The 15,792-nt window shown below is 45.4% G+C and carries 17 protein-coding genes; 8 read left to right on the plus strand and 9 right to left on the minus strand.

Annotation, left to right across the window (positions count from 1 at the left end; all coding sequences use genetic code 11):
- Window positions 1-38 precede the first annotated feature (38 nt).
- The gene (locus NFU07_RS08735; RefSeq protein ID WP_251476799.1) at window positions 39-596 is read right to left on the minus strand and encodes a GNAT family N-acetyltransferase; all 558 of its coding nucleotides are present in this window, start codon (window positions 594-596) and stop codon (window positions 39-41) included.
- Window positions 597-607: 11 nt separating this feature from the next.
- Window positions 608-1,420: a PP2C family serine/threonine-protein phosphatase gene (locus tag NFU07_RS08740; RefSeq protein WP_251476801.1), complete on the minus strand. Its 813-nt coding sequence runs from the start codon at window positions 1,418-1,420 to the stop codon at window positions 608-610.
- 157 nt (window positions 1,421-1,577) lie between these two features.
- On the opposite strand from NFU07_RS08740, the gene NFU07_RS08745 reads away from it, so the two are divergent.
- From NFU07_RS08745 to NFU07_RS08755, 3 genes are all read left to right on the plus strand, one after another.
- On the plus strand, window positions 1,578-1,916 hold the full coding sequence (locus NFU07_RS08745) for a heme oxygenase (protein ID WP_235197658.1): 339 nt from the start codon (window positions 1,578-1,580) through the stop codon (window positions 1,914-1,916).
- A 183-nt stretch (window positions 1,917-2,099) separates the two neighbouring features.
- Window positions 2,100-2,501 (plus strand): MarR family winged helix-turn-helix transcriptional regulator, encoded by a 402-nt coding sequence (locus NFU07_RS08750; protein ID WP_251476803.1) that lies wholly within the window; start codon window positions 2,100-2,102, stop codon window positions 2,499-2,501.
- Entirely contained in the window at window positions 2,498-3,697 is a 1,200-nt protein-coding gene (locus NFU07_RS08755; protein WP_251476804.1) for an MFS transporter, read from the plus strand. The genes NFU07_RS08750 and NFU07_RS08755 overlap by 4 nt, the downstream gene beginning before the upstream one ends.
- A 41-nt stretch (window positions 3,698-3,738) precedes the next feature.
- On the opposite strand, the gene NFU07_RS08760 is transcribed toward NFU07_RS08755, so the two are convergent.
- Complete coding sequence (locus NFU07_RS08760) at window positions 3,739-4,788, minus strand: NAD(P)/FAD-dependent oxidoreductase (RefSeq protein WP_235197661.1); 1,050 nt, start codon at window positions 4,786-4,788, stop codon at window positions 3,739-3,741.
- A 133-nt stretch (window positions 4,789-4,921) separates the two neighbouring features.
- Here NFU07_RS08760 and NFU07_RS08765 point away from each other — a divergent pair, with 133 nt between their 5' ends.
- From NFU07_RS08765 to NFU07_RS08780, 4 genes are all read left to right on the plus strand, one after another.
- A complete protein-coding gene (locus NFU07_RS08765; RefSeq protein ID WP_052649651.1) occupies window positions 4,922-5,713 on the plus strand; it encodes an ABC transporter ATP-binding protein in 792 nt (263 codons plus the stop codon).
- Window positions 5,714-5,716: 3 nt separating this feature from the next.
- Entirely contained in the window at window positions 5,717-6,643 is a 927-nt protein-coding gene (locus NFU07_RS08770; RefSeq protein WP_251476806.1) for an iron-hydroxamate ABC transporter substrate-binding protein, read from the plus strand.
- An 85-nt stretch (window positions 6,644-6,728) separates the two neighbouring features.
- Window positions 6,729-7,727 (plus strand): FecCD family ABC transporter permease, encoded by a 999-nt coding sequence (locus NFU07_RS08775; protein WP_235197663.1) that lies wholly within the window; start codon window positions 6,729-6,731, stop codon window positions 7,725-7,727.
- Window positions 7,724-8,731, plus strand: coding sequence for a FecCD family ABC transporter permease (locus tag NFU07_RS08780; RefSeq protein ID WP_251476808.1), 1,008 nt, complete (start codon window positions 7,724-7,726; stop codon window positions 8,729-8,731). Before NFU07_RS08775 ends, NFU07_RS08780 begins: the two co-directional genes overlap by 4 nt.
- 41 nt (window positions 8,732-8,772) lie before the next feature.
- On the opposite strand, the gene NFU07_RS08785 is transcribed toward NFU07_RS08780, so the two are convergent.
- Window positions 8,773-9,774 carry an EAL domain-containing protein gene (locus NFU07_RS08785; RefSeq protein ID WP_251476810.1) on the minus strand — a complete coding sequence of 334 codons (1,002 nt, stop codon included), beginning with the start codon at window positions 9,772-9,774 and terminating at the stop codon, window positions 8,773-8,775.
- Window positions 9,775-9,969: 195 nt separating this feature from the next.
- Here NFU07_RS08785 and NFU07_RS08790 point away from each other — a divergent pair, with 195 nt between their 5' ends.
- Entirely contained in the window at window positions 9,970-10,383 is a 414-nt protein-coding gene (locus NFU07_RS08790; protein ID WP_251476811.1) for a DUF4395 domain-containing protein, read from the plus strand.
- Between the two features lie 201 nt (window positions 10,384-10,584).
- Here NFU07_RS08790 and NFU07_RS08795 read toward each other — a convergent pair whose 3' ends face one another.
- The 5 genes from NFU07_RS08795 to NFU07_RS08815 all read right to left on the minus strand — a co-directional run bounded on the left by NFU07_RS08795 (window position 10,585) and on the right by NFU07_RS08815 (window position 15,762).
- Entirely contained in the window at window positions 10,585-11,847 is a 1,263-nt protein-coding gene (locus NFU07_RS08795; RefSeq protein ID WP_251476812.1) for a glutamate-5-semialdehyde dehydrogenase, read from the minus strand.
- A complete protein-coding gene (gene proB, locus NFU07_RS08800; protein WP_251476813.1) occupies window positions 11,848-12,972 on the minus strand; it encodes a glutamate 5-kinase in 1,125 nt (374 codons plus the stop codon).
- Window positions 12,973-13,226: 254 nt separating this feature from the next.
- A complete protein-coding gene (locus tag NFU07_RS08805; protein ID WP_251476814.1) occupies window positions 13,227-13,697 on the minus strand; it encodes a FixH family protein in 471 nt (156 codons plus the stop codon).
- An 18-nt stretch (window positions 13,698-13,715) separates the two neighbouring features.
- Complete coding sequence (locus NFU07_RS08810) at window positions 13,716-15,095, minus strand: PepSY-associated TM helix domain-containing protein (protein WP_251476815.1); 1,380 nt, start codon at window positions 15,093-15,095, stop codon at window positions 13,716-13,718.
- Between the two features lie 88 nt (window positions 15,096-15,183).
- Window positions 15,184-15,762 carry a DeoR family transcriptional regulator gene (locus tag NFU07_RS08815; RefSeq protein WP_251476817.1) on the minus strand — a complete coding sequence of 193 codons (579 nt, stop codon included), beginning with the start codon at window positions 15,760-15,762 and terminating at the stop codon, window positions 15,184-15,186.
- Between the last annotated feature and the right edge of the window lie 30 nt (window positions 15,763-15,792).

Consider the following 15,792-nt stretch of genomic DNA (forward strand, 5'->3'; position numbering starts at 1 on the left):
GCGTTTTTCCTGTCCGTTTGTGCTTTCTTCAGACCATTTCAAAATTCCTCTTTTAAAATCGAATACTGCGCTAAGTCGACGAGTTGCCCTTTTATCCGAAAATGCTGCCTCGCTACGCCTTCAAATTTCATTCCCGCTTTTTCAAGGACACGCTGCGATTGGAAATTATCCGGTACAATCGGTGCTTCAATTTTATTCAGCTGCATTTCTGTAAAACCGAATTCAAGCAGTGCTTTTACAGCTTCTGCTGTAAAGCCTTTTCCCCAATACCGGTGCGATAGCGTATAGGCGATTTCCCCCCGTGAATGTTTCGGCAGCCATTTTACAAAATCGATGGTGCCAATCATTTTCTCATCCGTTTTCAATTCGATTGCCCATGTCAGTTTATTTTTTTGCTTGTACGCATTTAATACAAAGGCGATGAATTCTTTGGAATCTTCAATGGTTCTATGGGCTTCCCAAGGCATAAAACGTGAAACTTTTGCTTCTGAAGCATAGTCAAACAAATCCTCTGCATCCCCTTCTCTTAAACTCCTCAATATCAGTCTTTCCGTTTCAATAATTGGCATTTTTCCATAAAACTTTTCAGCGTCCATTCGCTCTCCTCCTATTGATCACTCGGCATCGCAGCTGTTTCTTTCCTCTTAATGTTCCAGGATACAATCGTCGTGCTGTCTCTGACACCATGCTCCTGTATCGTTTTCAATAATTTTTCAACGCCTTGCTCGTTTGTTGCCCCTTCAAAGCTTTTTACAATCGCTTTTGGGTCAGCAAAAGGAAGACCGGGGCATTCAACCAAACCGTCTGTAGTAAGGAACACATGGTTTTCCCCTTGTCGCAATTCACGTGTGCCGCTGGAGTAACAAGGAACGGCCTGCCCGAAAGTATTGACTGCTCCGACCCACTCAAAAAACTGGCGTTGATTTACCGCATATTGGCCAAGCTTCATCAATTCCGGATGAAATAAGTACAGCAGGCAATCACCGACAGAAAACCACCAGAGGTACTTTTCTTTTCGAACCGCAATCAAACAAGCTGTCTCTCCTTGAACACTGCGGCATGCATCTAAAAACCGCGTTTCTTCAAAAAGGGAGACGAAATAGTTTTCCAACTCCTTAAAATAGGTGCTATGGATTTTATGATTCAATAGCTTATGCAAATCTGTTTCACCCTGCTGTACCCAATTTGCAACAAGTTCTGCACTCTCCGCTGTTTTATGGGCATCCAGAAGCAGAACGAATTCCCATTGCTTGTCGCCATCTGCCCATATTAGGCAGCCGTCTTCGTTCTTATACTGCCCTGCCGACGAGTTGCCGCCAAAACGCCCAAGAACCAGATCGTTAAACTTCGTTACATCAGGCTCATCAACGAAAGAATATTCATTGCCTGTCCACTTGATACGTTCTTCAACTTTTCTCATATCTGCAGCTCCCCGTGACAATATTCTTACAATTATAAGGCACGTACCGGTTATTGGTACATGGCCTCATGCAAATAATAGATTCCTATTTATCGCTTCGTTATAATAGAAACGAATAGAAAAACGAAAACAAATCATATTAAAGGAGATCTGCCTCATGTATATCGTAACGAACCGCATTAAAATGAAACCCGGCTTTGCCGAAAGAATGGCGCCGAACTTCACTCGCCCAGGAGCTTTGCAGCAAATGAAAGGTTTTGTAAAAGTCGAAGTGACGATTACACAAAACTTAACTGAATACGATGAACTGAATGTGAACATGTATTGGGAAGACCTTGAAAGTTTTGACGCTTGGAAAAACAGCGACGCTTTCAAAGAATCCCATAAACGCCCAGAAGCCGATTCCAGCGAAGCTCCAAAAGAATCTCCAATGCTTGGCAGCGAACTGGTCATCACAAAAGTGGCTTCATCAATTGAAGCAGCACCAGCTGAATAAGACGAAAAAAACGATCCGCCTCTTGCTTTTGTAAGAGGCGGATCGTTTTTTTTATTGGTCTTGTCTAGTGGACAACTTTATTTTAATTTGTTATTGTTATTTAGTTATCCAAGCTAACCATTAGCTAAACTAACTAAAGGAGTGAGTCCGATCAAAACGTTTCAGGAATTTTTTCAGCAATACATGTTAATGTACCGCCCATTCGAAAGCCAGCTGAACCAGGAGCTTGGCAAGCATGGTTTACATAGAGCCCAATGGACGATTCTTTATTACTTGGTCAATGAAGGCCCATCCACCCTTGTTGAACTTGCCCATTATCAACGCGTCGAGAAACCGACCATGACGCGCACAGTCAGCCGTTTGGAAGAATTGGGCTATGTCGAGCATCTCCCTGGCAAAGACCGCCGGGAAAAACGCATGCAGCTGACAGCTGAAGGCACTAAGGTCTATAAGAAAGTACGGATTACCATCGATAAGTTCGAACAGGAAATTCTTGAAGGAATTCCTGAAGACACTCAACAGTTGATCATCGAATCGATGAAAGCGATCCGTATGAATTTAATCAATAAGGAGTCAACGAAATGAACGAAAACAAACCTAAATTATGGACAAAAAACTTTATCGCCGCTTCCGGAATCAATTTTTTCCTCATTCTTATCTTCTATCTATTGATGGTCACCATTGCCACTTTTGCAGTTAAAGAATACGGTGCCACTACAAGTGAAGCCGGCCTCGTAACCGGCATCTTCATCATCGGGACATTAATCGGGCGTCTTGCTATCGGACGCTATATCGATAAGATCGGGCGCAAACGGACCTTGATCATCGGGCTCATCCTATTTACAGCCACCAGTCTCTTGTACTTCGTGCATCTCGGTACTGCGTTCCTCATCGTCACCCGGTTGCTGCACGGCATGACACTCGGTTTAGCGAGCACCGCTGCCGGAACAATTGTCGCGCAAATCATTCCGATGTCGCGCAAAGGGGAAGGGATCGGTTATTTCAGTATGAGCGCCACCATGGCAACGGCCATCGGACCATTTATCGGGCTGTTCATGAGCCAGCGCACCAGCTTCGAAACCATCTTTGCGCTTTGCCTTGCTTTAGGCGTCATCAGTTTCTTGATTTCCTTATTAGTGCAAGTTCCGCCATTAGAAGAAGCGCCAAAAGGAGACGACTCTAAAGGCTTTAAGCTTTCGAACTTCCTGGAACCAAAAGCGGTTCCAATTGCCGTCATTACGTTAGCGGTCGGCCTTTGCTATTCAAGCGTCCTATCGTTCATCAATTTCTATGCCATTGAAATTGACCTGGTCGACGCCGCCAGCTTTTTCTTTGTGGTTTATGCATTAGCGGTGTTGGTTTCCCGTCCCTTTACTGGGCGTTTGATGGATATCAAAGGAGCTAATTATGTCATGTATCCGGCCTTTATCCTTTTCGCCGCCGGCTTGCTATTGCTCAGCACCGCGGGCAATAGCGTTACGTTATTGTTGGCAGGTGCATTGATCGGTCTTGGCTTCGGTAACATGCAGTCCACGACTCAAGCCGTGGCCGTCAAATTGACGCCGCCGCATCGGATGGGGCTGGCAACTTCGACCTTCTTCATCTTTATGGATGCCGGACTCGGTTTTGGGCCTTATGTTTTGGGCTTCATCATTCCGTTGATCGGCTATAGTTCCATGTATGTCATTCTAGCTTTTGCAGCGCTCGGTTTTGCCGTTCTGTATTACTTCCTGCACGGCATAAAAGAACACCGAGCCAACCGCACAACCATTCTTCAATAAATAAAAAAAGAGGTTCCTCATTTCGAGGAACCTCTTCTATATTAAGACATCATTTGTTTGACAAGTTCTTTATTGCGTTTTTTGAAGACGTCGTTGTGCGAGGAAACCATCGCGATGCCGTTTGCATCCGGTTCGATGTATTTCTTCGCTTTATTGACCGCATTCGCTGCATCTTGGAAAGTGCCGGCAATGAGGTTCAGTTTCCCTGGATGCTGCAGAATATCGCCTGCTGCGTAAAGCCCTGGAACCGATGATTCGCTGTTGGCGTTGCCTGAGATGTAATAGCCGTCAGCAATTTCAATATCCAGATCGCTTTCTTCCAATAAGGTGGCATCCCGTTCATAGCCATGGTTGATGATTACTTCGTCAATCGGCAATAAGGAAACCTCGCCGTTTTCCTGGTTTGTCAGTTCCACCAACTCAATCGCATCCCGTCCATCCGAAGCGATCAATTTTGTGATGGTGGTATTCAGGAGGCAATGGGCTGAGCTGTTCATCAATTGTTTAACTTGCGCTTCGTGGCCAGCCAACTCACCTTTTCGGTATGTGACGAAAACTTTTTCAGCAATCGGCTCCAATTCGTTTGCCCAATCCACTGCGGAATTGCCGCCGCCGGAAATTAAGACAACCTTATCTTTAAACCGTTCCAGGGATTTTACTGTATAATTCAAGTTTGAGACCTCGAAACGTTCTGCACCTTTGATCTCGAGTTTCTGAGGGTTCAAGATTCCGCCGCCGACTGCAACGATTACGGTTTTTGAGAGATGGATTTCACCTGAAGAGCCTGTTAATTCGAACAGCCCTTTTTCATTGCGTGAAATCATTTCAACTTTTTCATTCAGCACGACTTCGGGATTGAAAGTCAGTCCTTGGGCAACCAGTTGGTCAATGAGCTTCGCTCCTTGAATCGGCATTTGGCCGCCAACATCCCAAATCATTTTTTCAGGATAGACATGAATCTTTCCGCCTAATTGCGGTTGATATTCAATCAGTTTCGCTTTCATCTCTCTCAACCCGCTATAGAAAGCTGAATACAATCCAGCCGGACCCCCACCAATAATCGTTACGTCGAAAACCTCTTGTTCCCTCACGTGATCACTCCCGTTTCACATATTTTCAATTGACATTGAAAAAATTTCATCTTATAGTATGTATTGTACCGAAAATGATAATCATTATCAATTGATTTGTTAATAAATTTTTGAGAAATGGAGGGCCTTCATTATGGTTCGTCTCTTTACAGAGGATTTGAATGTAAGTTATGGTGAGCGATTAATCGTAAAAGACTTAAGCATTGAAATTCCGGATAAAAAAATCACAACAATTATCGGCTCGAATGGCTGCGGCAAATCGACGCTTCTGAAAACGATTACGCGCATTATTTCCCATCAATCAGGTTCTGTTGTATTGGATGGCGGCAATATTGCCAAGGAAGGCACCAAAGCATTGGCGAAAAAGATGGCGATTCTTCCCCAGACGCCGGAAAGCGCCAATGGATTGACCGTTGGAGAGCTGGTCTCTTACGGACGCTTCCCTTACCAAAAAGGATTCGGCCGCCTTTCGAAAAAAGACTATGAAATCATCAATTGGGCATTGGATGTCACAGGCACACAATTCTTTAAATACCACCCGGTAGATGCTTTATCGGGCGGACAGCGCCAGCGTGTTTGGATTGCGATGGCACTCGCCCAAGAAACGGAAATGATTTTCCTCGATGAACCGACCACTTATCTGGACATGGCCCATCAATTGGAAATCCTTGAACTTCTTGAAAAGTTGAACCGCGAACAGCACCGCACTATCGTTATGGTGCTCCATGATTTAAACCAGGCTGCCCGCTTCGCCGACCATATCATTGCGATGAAAGACGGCCAAGTGGTGAAAGCAGGAAATTGCCACGAAATCATCACACAACCTGTGTTAAAAGAAGTGTTCCGAATCGACGCAGAAATCGGCCTGGATCCGCGAACGCAAAAACCAATGTGCATTACTTATAACTTAATAAAAGGGGCCTGAATCATGTTAAAGAAATTAATCCTTCCATTTTTACTGATTGTTGTCATGCTGCTGGCAGCATGCGGAAATGATGAAGCAAAAGATGAAAATGCGGCAGAAAAACCGGAAGAAGAATCTGGAACCATCACATTTGAATCTGAAAACGGACCTGTCGAAGTACCTGCAGATCCTCAACGTGTCATCGTGCTGTCTACATACGCCGGTGATGTTATGGCGCTTGACGTGCCTTTAGTTGGCGTTGATTCTTGGTCAAAGATGAACCCTCGTTTCGATAAAGATCTGGAAGGCGTAGAAGAAGTGACCGACCAGAACCTTGAGAAAATCATCGAATTGGATCCCGATTTGATTATCGGCTTGTCTACGATCAACAATATCGATAAACTAGAAGAAATCGCTCCAACCGTGACATTCACATACGGCAAACTCAGCTACCTTGATCAGCATTTAGAGATTGGCAAGCTGTTGAATAAAGAAGAAGAAGCAAAAACGTGGATTGAAGATTTCCAAAAACGCGCTCAGGAAGCTGGAGAAGAAGTCCGTGCTGAAATCGGCGAAGACGCTACAGTTTCGGTCATCGAAAATTTTGATAAGCAATTATACGTTTTCGGGGATAACTGGGGCCGTGGCACAGAAATCCTTTATCAGGAAATGAAATTGAAAATGCCTGAAAAAGTAAAAGAAATGGCATTAGCTGATGGATTCTATGCATTGTCTCAGGAAGTGCTTCCTGAATACATGGGTGATTATGTCATCTTCAGTAAAGACAGCGAGCAAGATAATTCATTTGAAGAAACCGATTTGTTCAAAAATACGCCTGCTGTTAAAAACGGCCAAGTATTTGAAGCCAATGCAAAAGAATTTTACTTTAATGACCCCATTTCATTAGAGTATCAGCTTGAGTTCTTCTTGGAGAATTTTTTAGGCAAGTAATTTTAGAATCTGGACCATACAAAAAAGAGGGATTCTGCTTATGAGAATCCCTCTTTTCACTCTATAACAGAAATGATGGTAGACTATGCCCGGGAAAATGTCTTTTTCAATCAAAATAATAATCAGCCTCGCTGTATTCATCATCATGTTCGTTGCTTCTATCGTCTTTGGTGCAGCAGATATCAGCCTGAAAGATGTTTGGCTTGCCCTCTTCTCGAATGCCTCGAATGACAGCATTGCCATTATCCAGGAAATTCGCCTGCCGCGTGAATTAGCCGCTATTGTTGTTGGTGCCGCTCTTGCGGTTTCCGGTGCCATGATGCAAGGAATGACCCGGAATCCCCTAGCGGATCCCGGACTTCTCGGACTTACAGCGGGCGCTAACGCTGCTTTGGCCTTAACGCTTGCCTTCATCCCTGCGGCAAATTATTTCTGGATTACGGTTGCCTGCTTTATCGGAGCAGCGGCTGGCGCCGGCATCGTTTTCGGCCTTGGTGCATCCAAGCGCGGCGGCTTTTCGCCTTTTCGCATTGTCCTTGCGGGAGCCGCTGTGTCGGCCTTCCTTGCCGCTATTGCGGAAGGCATCGGCCTTTACTTTAAAATTTCAAAAGACGTCTCCATGTGGACTGCAGGCGGTTTAATCGGTACTTCCTGGGGACAATTGCAGATCGTCGTGCCGTTTATCGCCGTTGGATTGATTATCGCCATGATCCTTGCCAGACAATTGACGATTTTAAGTTTAAGCGAAGAAACAGCTATCGGCCTTGGGCAAAAAACAGGCTTGATCAAAGCCGTGCTGTTTTTTGGCATCACCATTTTAGCCGGGGCCGCAGTGGCCCTTGCAGGAAATATGGCCTTTATCGGTTTGATGATCCCGCATATCGTCCGTGCGATTGTCGGAACCGATTATCGTTTCATCATCCCGATGTCTGCCATTGCCGGTGCTATTTTTATGCTGTTTGCAGATTTGCTTGGACGCACGATCAATGCGCCTTTCGAAACGCCGGTCGCTGCCATCGTTTCCATTTTCGGCTTGCCGTTCTTCTTATTCATTGTCCGTAAAGGAGGGCGAGCTTTCTCATGATGCAACCTGCCTTATTGCGAAAACAACGCATACTTATGATAATTCTCTTGGCTATGATCCTTACCACGATTGTTCTGGGACTCAGCTTAGGCTATTCTTCCATCCCGATTGACCGACTGTTGCCCGCTTTTCTTGGAAACGGAACATTTAAAGAGGATTTCATCTTATTCTCTATTCGCTTGCCGCGCATTCTCATCACTTTGCTCGCAGGTATGGCCCTTGCGTTATCTGGTGCCATCCTTCAAGGTGTGACGCGGAATGACTTAGCAGATCCCGGCATTATCGGCATCAACTCCGGTGCTGGTGTTGCCATTGCTGTGTTCTTTTTGTTCATCCCAGTTGAAGCCGGTTCTTTCGTTTACTTGATGCCGGTTGTGGCATTCTGTGGCGCCTTGCTTACAGCTGTACTGATTTATGTGTTTTCTTATAGCCGCCAGACGGGCTTGCAGCCTGTTCGCCTCGTATTGACAGGGATCGGTTTTTCCCTAGCTTTGTCAGGTGTCATGATTGTCCTGATATCCTCTACCGAGCGGGAAAAAGTCGACTTCATCGCAAGCTGGCTTGCCGGCAATATCTGGGGGGCCGATTGGCCGTTTATCTGGGCATTACTGCCTTGGCTGCTCATTTTGATCCCTTTCACTTTATACAAAGCGAATAAGCTGAATATGCTGAGCCTTAGCGAACCTGTCGCCATCGGCCTTGGCCTTTCCATCGAGAAAGAACGGATTGTGCTGCTGCTTGCCGCTGTGGCTTTAGCAGCTTCTGCTGTATCGGTTACGGGCGGAATTGCTTTTATCGGACTGATGGCACCGCACATCGCTAAATCATTAATCGGTCCGCGCAATCAATTGGCACTGCCGCTCGCTATTTTAATCGGCGGCTGGCTGCTGCTTTTGGCAGATACGATCGGCCGGAATGTTTTAGAACCTACGGGCATTCCAGCTGGAATTGTCGCTGCTCTGATCGGTGCACCGTATTTTATGTATTTATTGCTTAAAAAATAAAGCACTTGGGAAGCGGCTGCTTCCCAAGTGCTTTTTCGATTTTATGCAAATGCGAGTTCCGTTCTCGGTTCCGCTTCAGGTTTGCCGAAATAATAGCCTTGGAATAATTCATAGCCTTTTTCTTTCAGCCAATTGAAGTCTTCCTCGGTTTCCACCCCTTCAGCCAGTGGCACAGAACCCACAGCAAGCGCTTTTTCCAGGAATGACAAGGCAACTTTTTGCTTGCCAGTTTCCTCGGCGACGCCTTGTACATATTGCATATCAAGCTTCATGTATTTCGGTTTCAGCTCAGCCAATACTTCCGCCGTACTGAACCCTTCGCCCACATCATCCAAGGCGTAATTAAAGCCTTTTTCTTTGTAGTAGGTAAGGATTTTCTTTAAATGATCCAAATCGTCGACTTGTTCCGTTTCCACGACTTCAAATACCAATTGCTTAGGATCCACGTCCAATTGATTTGCCAAAAGCGTCGTAGAACGCAGGCAAAATTCAGGAGAATAAATTGATGTCGGAATGAAATTGATGAATGCTTTTTTATCTTCAAGTTTAGCTGCGTATTTCACAGCGGTCATCCGGCACACCCGGTCAAGCGCGTACAAGCGGCCACGGCTTTTCGCAGCCGGGAAAATTTCATTCGGATAAATCATCGAACCGTCTTCGTTTTTAAAACGCGACAGCATCTCATAAGCGAACACATTACCTCTAGCATCAACTATTGGCTGATAATGGCACGTGATCAATTCTTTTTTAATGACGTTGTCGATCCATTGCATATCTATGACTGTTTCAATTTGAGAAAATGGCTTCCACTCTTCTTTGTTGACACGGAATTCGACCTGCTCCGTCACCATGAAGTGCTCACAAAAATCCATAAATTCTTTCGCGCCGGATTCCGGGATAATGATGCCTTGCTCTTTTTCTTTTACTTCTATATCTCTTCTCATTAAATGGTCAATGACTTGCGGCAAAATCGACTGATTCAATTCGCCTTCAACTTTAATTTCAAACTTCAGTTCATTAACGGAACAATTATTGCATTCCAAATTAGGAAGCCTCCCTTTTTCTTGTATAAGTTGAGTCTACTTCAAAATACCTAATCAAACAAAGTATTTTGTACCTAACTTGCAGGAAATATTTATTTAAAGCAAAATATTTTACTATTGAGAAGATAAATAGGATGGAATTCTTTTATCCCGAGTAAACAACCTGGTATAATAATAAAAAAAGGAGGGCTCTTCTTGACCATTCCAAAACCGCTTGTGCAAACCAATCAAGCTTTTATCGTTTTGACTGTAATAATAGCGCTTATTTTCCATAAAGCGATTTTGCTCCTTCCTTTTGCAGTCGGCGTCTATACCTTGGCTACAAAGTCCAATCCGGTCATCCGGTTCAGCAAACGATTCTTGAAAAATCCTCCCATGTCTTATATTCAGGAAGACAAAGACCAGCAATTGTTCAACCAATGGATTGCGACAATCTGCCTTGGCTTGTCGCTGGCATTTTTCGCTTTTGGCTTTACCATAATAGGCTATGCTTTTAGCATCATGGTCGTGGTTGCAGCAGGCGTAGCACTCCTCGGATATTGCATTGGCTGTACCATCCGCTACCGCTATATGATGTGGAAGCATCATCGCACGAAAGCGGCAAATTAAAAAGGGGCTGTCCAATAAGTCAAATAAAGACTTATTGGACAGCCCCTTCTTTTCTAATAAAGCGTGTGATTATACTATTGCTCCTGTCTCTGCATCGCTATGCTAGCTTCGAGACATGAAAAAAATTGCATCGCTGCGCTAGCTTCATCGCAAAAAGGAGTTGTCCCAAATTACTTTTGGGACAACTCCTTTTTCATACACTTATTTTGTTTGGCCATTGCCTTTAATCAAGTATTTCGTCGATGTTAAAGCTGGCAACCCCATGGGGCCCCGTGCATGCAATTTTTGCGTGCTGATGCCAATTTCTGCGCCGAAACCAAATTCAAAGCCATCTGTGAAACGCGTAGACGCATTATGGTAGACTGCTGCTGCATCTACTTCCATAAAGAACTTTTCAACATTTCCAGGGGCTTCTGAAATAATGGCTTCCGAATGCTTGGTGCCGTATGAATTGATGTGCCGGATCGCTTCTCCCACTGTATCCACCACTTTCACCGAAGCTTCAAGACCGAGGTATTCCGTCCCCCAATCTTCTTCCGTTGCCGGAATCACATGCTCCCATTGCTGCACAAAAGAATCGCCATGAATCACGACTTCTTTTTTCTGCAAGGCTTCAATTAGCTTTCCAAGATGGGCAGCTGCCCAATTTTTTTCCACTAAAATCGTTTCACACGCATTGCAGACGGATGGACGCTGCGTTTTCGCATTCAGTGCAATGGCGATAGCCATCTCCACATTCGCCGTTTCATCAATATAAACATGGCAATTGCCCGCTCCTGTTTCCAGAACGGGAACGGTAGAGTTTTCCACCACTGTCTTGATCAATTTAGCACCGCCTCTTGGGATCAAGACATCCAAGTGAGAACTCAGCTTGAACATATCGGATGCGGTTTCCCTGCTGGTATCTTCGATCAATTGAACCGCCTCAACCGGCAGTTCGCTCCTTTTCAGCGCCCGGTGAATGACGGCAACCAAAGCTTTATTGGAATGGATGGCAGTTGAACTGCCGCGAAGCACCACAGCGTTCCCTGTCTTCAGGCAAAGGCTCGATGCATCGACTGTTACGTTAGGGCGCGCTTCATAAATCATGCCAATGACACCGAGCGGCACACGGATTTTGGTCATCTCGAGACCGTTCGGCTGCTTCCATGATTCCAACACTTCTCCAACCGGGTCCTCTAATTCGGTTAATAAAACCAGCGCATCCGCTATATCTTTTAACCGGTTTGCATCTAATTGGAGCCGATCAATCAGCGAATCGCTCATTCCTGCCAGTTTACCGGCAGCGATGTCTTTTTCATTTTCAGCCAGAAGGAAATCCTGTTCCTCCAACAGTTGATCCGCCATCAGCAGCAAAGCCCTATTTTTTGCGTCAGTGGACTGTTTGGCCATTTCAGCAGCCGCTTTTTTGGCAAGCGCTGCTTTTTCTAAAAGGTCATTGGTTTTCTGAAGAATTTCACTCATTCACAACTGCTCCTTTCGGGTAGCGCTGAACCACTGGTCTCGATGGATGACGACTTGCCTTTTTCCTGTTTTTGTAATGACTCGGGCTTCCTCGCTGCACAACCCTTTAATTTCCGCTAAATCTTCCGAAGAAAAATTCACTTGTCCTCTGCCGATTACTTCGCCGGCTGGATTTAGGACTTCGACAACATCATCCGCTTTAAAGCGGCCGCCAATTTTTGTAATGCCTACCGGCAGCAAACTTCTTCCTTGCGCTGAAATTGCCAGCGCTGCTCCGTCGTCCACTTCGATTTTTCCTGTTGGCATCGAATGGAGCGCCAGCCATTGTTTGGAATTCTTGACCGTCGCCTGCGGATCGTCACCGATATAGGTGCCATCGCCATTGCCTTCAAGAATCTGCACGAGTTTTTCGCTGCCTGAACCGGTGCCGATAAAAATTTGCGATCCAAGGGCCAAAGCGGTTTGTGCCGCTTCAACTTTGGATTTCATGCCGCCGGTTCCCACAAGTGAACCTTCACTGGACGTGGCTTTGATCAGCTCATCCGGAATTTCCGACAAAAAATTATATCTTCCGGCTTCCGGATTCACGCGCGGGTCGTCCCGGTAAATTCCGTTTACATCGGTTAAAATAATAAGCATCTGTGCTTGTACCAATCCACTGACAAGCGCCGACAGCATATCGTTGTCTCCAAATGTAAGGCCGTCTACGGATACCGAATCATTCTCATTGATGATCGGCAGCACATTGCGTTTTAATAATTCGGTTAAAGTCGCTGTCGCATTCTGATAAAGGTCTTTGGCCAGCAGGTTTTGCTTCGTCAATAATAATTGGGCTGACACGATTTCATGTTTTTTGAATTCCTGCGAATAAGCGTGCAGCAATTGCCCTTGGCCGACAGCAGCTGCTGCCTGTTTTCCAACAATGCTGACCGGACGCGTTGTATAGCCAAGATCGGTAAAACCAGCCGCAACCGCCCCAGACGAAATTAAAATTACATCATGGCCCAATTCTTTTAACCGGGCAAGCGCCTCGACATGTTCCTGCAATTTCTCCAGGCACAGGCCCCCATTTTTGTTCGTCAGCGAGCTGCTGCCGATTTTCACTACGATTCTTTTCTTTTTCACGCACCGACACCACCTGTTTGTATTCCGAGACTTTTCTGAAAAAGAATAATAGCATTATTATGCGTTATATTGAATTTTTAGTCAACACTATACTAGAAATCATTTCGGATTATTTCTTTTATTTTCTGGCTTTTCGACAATTTCAATTTACCTGTTATGTATATTTATTCTTTTTCAATGCATAATAAAAGCCCGAGAATGACTTTCTCAGGCTTTCGTAGAAATGGAATTGTTGAATTCGCAGCAAAACACCTTCAATGATGGTGTCCCGGAACTTCCTGCTGAGTTGGAGCACCTTGCTTCAAGCTCTCCATCTCCTGTTCGGACAATTCACCAACGATGAATTGCCGGACCGGACTGATCAGCGAACCTTCGTTTCCGGCATGCACTTCCAGGTAATACAGGCCATCTTCTTTAAACCGGACATCCATCTGGTAGACGCCGTTTCCGGCTTCTGCCGCTTCTTCCATCGGGTAACGGACTGAATAATCTTGTTTCCAAATTTCAAAATGGACAAACCCGGCATCTTCCACCGGTTTTCCGTCTTGTTTTAAGATAGCCTTCACTGTCTGTGTGGTTTCTGCCGACAGCGACTCCGGCATATCGACTTCCACTTGAAGCGGCTTTTCTTTTTTATATAAGTCTCCCGCATCCTCGCTTGCAGAACAAGCGGAGAGAATGCACAAACTGCTAAAGAGCAACAGCAGCAAACGAATTGATTTCATCTGAATCTCCCCCTTTCACTAAGCATTCAACCATCGCTTAACTGCAGGCACGCGCTGGATGATTGCCCAATCCACAAGCCAAACAATCAGGATCGACAATCCGACCAATGGGAACAAAATCCCCAAGCCGATTATTAGCGCCAAGAATGGTTTTGTCTTGAAGATGGCCGGTACTTTCGGAGCGCCTGACCCCTTTTTCGGTTTGCGTTTCCACCAAAGATAAATACCGGTGAAAACGGTGAAAATCACCCCTAGGCAGATGGCTAAACTGATTAACTGGTTAACCAACCCAAACTGCGACCCCTTATGAAGCGTAATTCCCCATGCCACTATTTTTCCGATGATGCCGTAATTGTCATACCGGTAATCGGCCAAAACAGCACCTGAGTATTGATCGATGTGCATCGTCGCTTCATCCTGTGCTTTCGGCGGAAAGACTGACAAAGTATAAACCCCGTCTTGCTCTTGCGGAATGAAAATCGAGTATCCCGGATAGACTCCTTGCTGATCTGCAATTTCCACTACTTTATCTATTGGCATAGGAATCAGTCCCTGCACAGACGAAAGCGGGACATCCAATGTTTCTGCTGCCCATGGAACTTCTGCAATTTCCTGGGTCTCGATGTCTGAAGATGGAGCGTCCCCGATCCATACTGATGGCGGATAGCCTTCACCGGAATTTGTGATGATGGCTTGGAAATTGGTTCCCCAAAAGCCGGACCACGGCAAGCCGGTCATTACTAAAAACAGAAGACCGCCCGTTACCCAAAAAGCCGGTACAGCGTGTAAATCGCGACGAAGGATTTTGCTGCCTTTTCCAAAGCGGGGGAATAATACGCCGCCGAGGCCTTTCCGCTTTTTCGGAAACCACAGGAAAAAGCCGGTCGCCATCAGCACAATCGTCCAGCAGGCAGCTAACTCTACAATGCGGTCGCCAAGCGTACCCGCCATCAGCTCCCCATGGATTTCTTCGATTTTATCCATGATTCGGTCGTCATCTTTTAATTCACCTATTGATTTGCCCGTATAAGGATCCATGAATACCGTAAGCGATTCTCCATTTGAACTGACCGTCACTTCGTTGGATCGCGCTTCATCTTCTCCGGGACGGTATTTGGTGACAATTGCCCCTGGATGCAAAGCTTGCACTTCCTCTAGCTGCGCCGATACAGATACTTTATCGCCTAGAGGCTCCACTTGGTAATAATCCGCGTATAGTACATTCTCAATCTCCGCCTTGAATAGATAAATGGATCCTGTTACTGCCAATAGCACGAGAATCGGCGCAAAAATAATGCCCGCATAAAAATGCCAACGCCAAATGGTCTTATGGAGCTGATTGTTTTTCGAACTTTTTTTTGTGCCAGCAATACCCTTTTGTTCTTTGTTTTCTTCCATTTGGTTTGCCTCATTTCAGAAACTTACAGATTTCCGGTGAATCCCTGCAGTTTGATCTTTTACTTTATCTAACGGGAGAACTCCAGTTTTAGATCTCTTTTTTGCTGCAGCATGGTCCGCTTCCCATCTCTTTGGCTAAGCGTTCCACCGCTTCTTCAAAGGGGTAACTTTCACCACCGAAACCAAGCTGGAAGCGAGTTGCCTGATTGCTGTTTGCAAACGGGATCAATTGTGGTTCACAGCAATTGAGTTTAATCTCCGCGTTCATCAAGAAAGTCCCCGTTTTCGCATTGAAGGTTGTATCTGTTAAATAATCTTTGCCGATGACATAGGCCACTTCATCAGCGATGTCGCGATAACGCAGCAACCCGCAATGAGCACAGCAAGCTTGTTCTACCTGATGATTCGTTTTGATCAGTTGGAACGCTAACCGCGTATCCGCTTTTTTAAAACAGTAAGAACACGTATCTGCCGCTGCGGAAATCGCTGCTTTTAACGCTACCCCGTTCGATGTCTTTTCCACTTTCTGTTCTTCGACGAGTGATTGTATATCCCGGTACACTGTCATTTCTGATGTGCCTAATCGACTGCTGATGGCGGAAACTTTTAATGCCCCTTCTTTTTCTAACCAGTCTAGTATTTGTTGCTGCCGTTCAATAGGAAGCATGGCTTGTCCCTCTTCTCATTTATAATTTTT

It is taken from the genome of Planococcus sp. NCCP-2050 (genome assembly GCF_023708025.1).
GTDB lineage: Bacteria > Bacillota > Bacilli > Bacillales_A > Planococcaceae > Planococcus.

Excerpts from the sequence above, each read along its gene's own strand:
- NFU07_RS08735 (WP_251476799.1), bottom strand. The coding sequence starts at position 596 with ATGGACGCTGAAAAGTTTTATGGAAAAATGCCAATTATTGAAACGGAA.
- NFU07_RS08740 (WP_251476801.1), bottom strand. The coding sequence starts at position 1,420 with ATGAGAAAAGTTGAAGAACGTATCAAGTGGACAGGCAATGAATATTCT.
- NFU07_RS08745 (WP_235197658.1), top strand. The coding sequence starts at position 1,578 with ATGTATATCGTAACGAACCGCATTAAAATGAAACCCGGCTTTGCCGAA.
- NFU07_RS08750 (WP_251476803.1), top strand. The coding sequence starts at position 2,100 with ATGTTAATGTACCGCCCATTCGAAAGCCAGCTGAACCAGGAGCTTGGC.
- NFU07_RS08755 (WP_251476804.1), top strand. The coding sequence starts at position 2,498 with ATGAACGAAAACAAACCTAAATTATGGACAAAAAACTTTATCGCCGCT.
- NFU07_RS08765 (WP_052649651.1), top strand. The coding sequence starts at position 4,922 with ATGGTTCGTCTCTTTACAGAGGATTTGAATGTAAGTTATGGTGAGCGA.
- NFU07_RS08770 (WP_251476806.1), top strand. The coding sequence starts at position 5,717 with ATGTTAAAGAAATTAATCCTTCCATTTTTACTGATTGTTGTCATGCTG.
- NFU07_RS08775 (WP_235197663.1), top strand. The coding sequence starts at position 6,729 with ATGCCCGGGAAAATGTCTTTTTCAATCAAAATAATAATCAGCCTCGCT.
- NFU07_RS08780 (WP_251476808.1), top strand. The coding sequence starts at position 7,724 with ATGATGCAACCTGCCTTATTGCGAAAACAACGCATACTTATGATAATT.
- NFU07_RS08795 (WP_251476812.1), bottom strand. The coding sequence starts at position 11,847 with ATGAGTGAAATTCTTCAGAAAACCAATGACCTTTTAGAAAAAGCAGCG.
- NFU07_RS08805 (WP_251476814.1), bottom strand. The coding sequence starts at position 13,697 with ATGAAATCAATTCGTTTGCTGCTGTTGCTCTTTAGCAGTTTGTGCATT.
- NFU07_RS08810 (WP_251476815.1), bottom strand. The coding sequence starts at position 15,095 with ATGGAAGAAAACAAAGAACAAAAGGGTATTGCTGGCACAAAAAAAAGT.
- NFU07_RS08815 (WP_251476817.1), bottom strand. The coding sequence starts at position 15,762 with ATGCTTCCTATTGAACGGCAGCAACAAATACTAGACTGGTTAGAAAAA.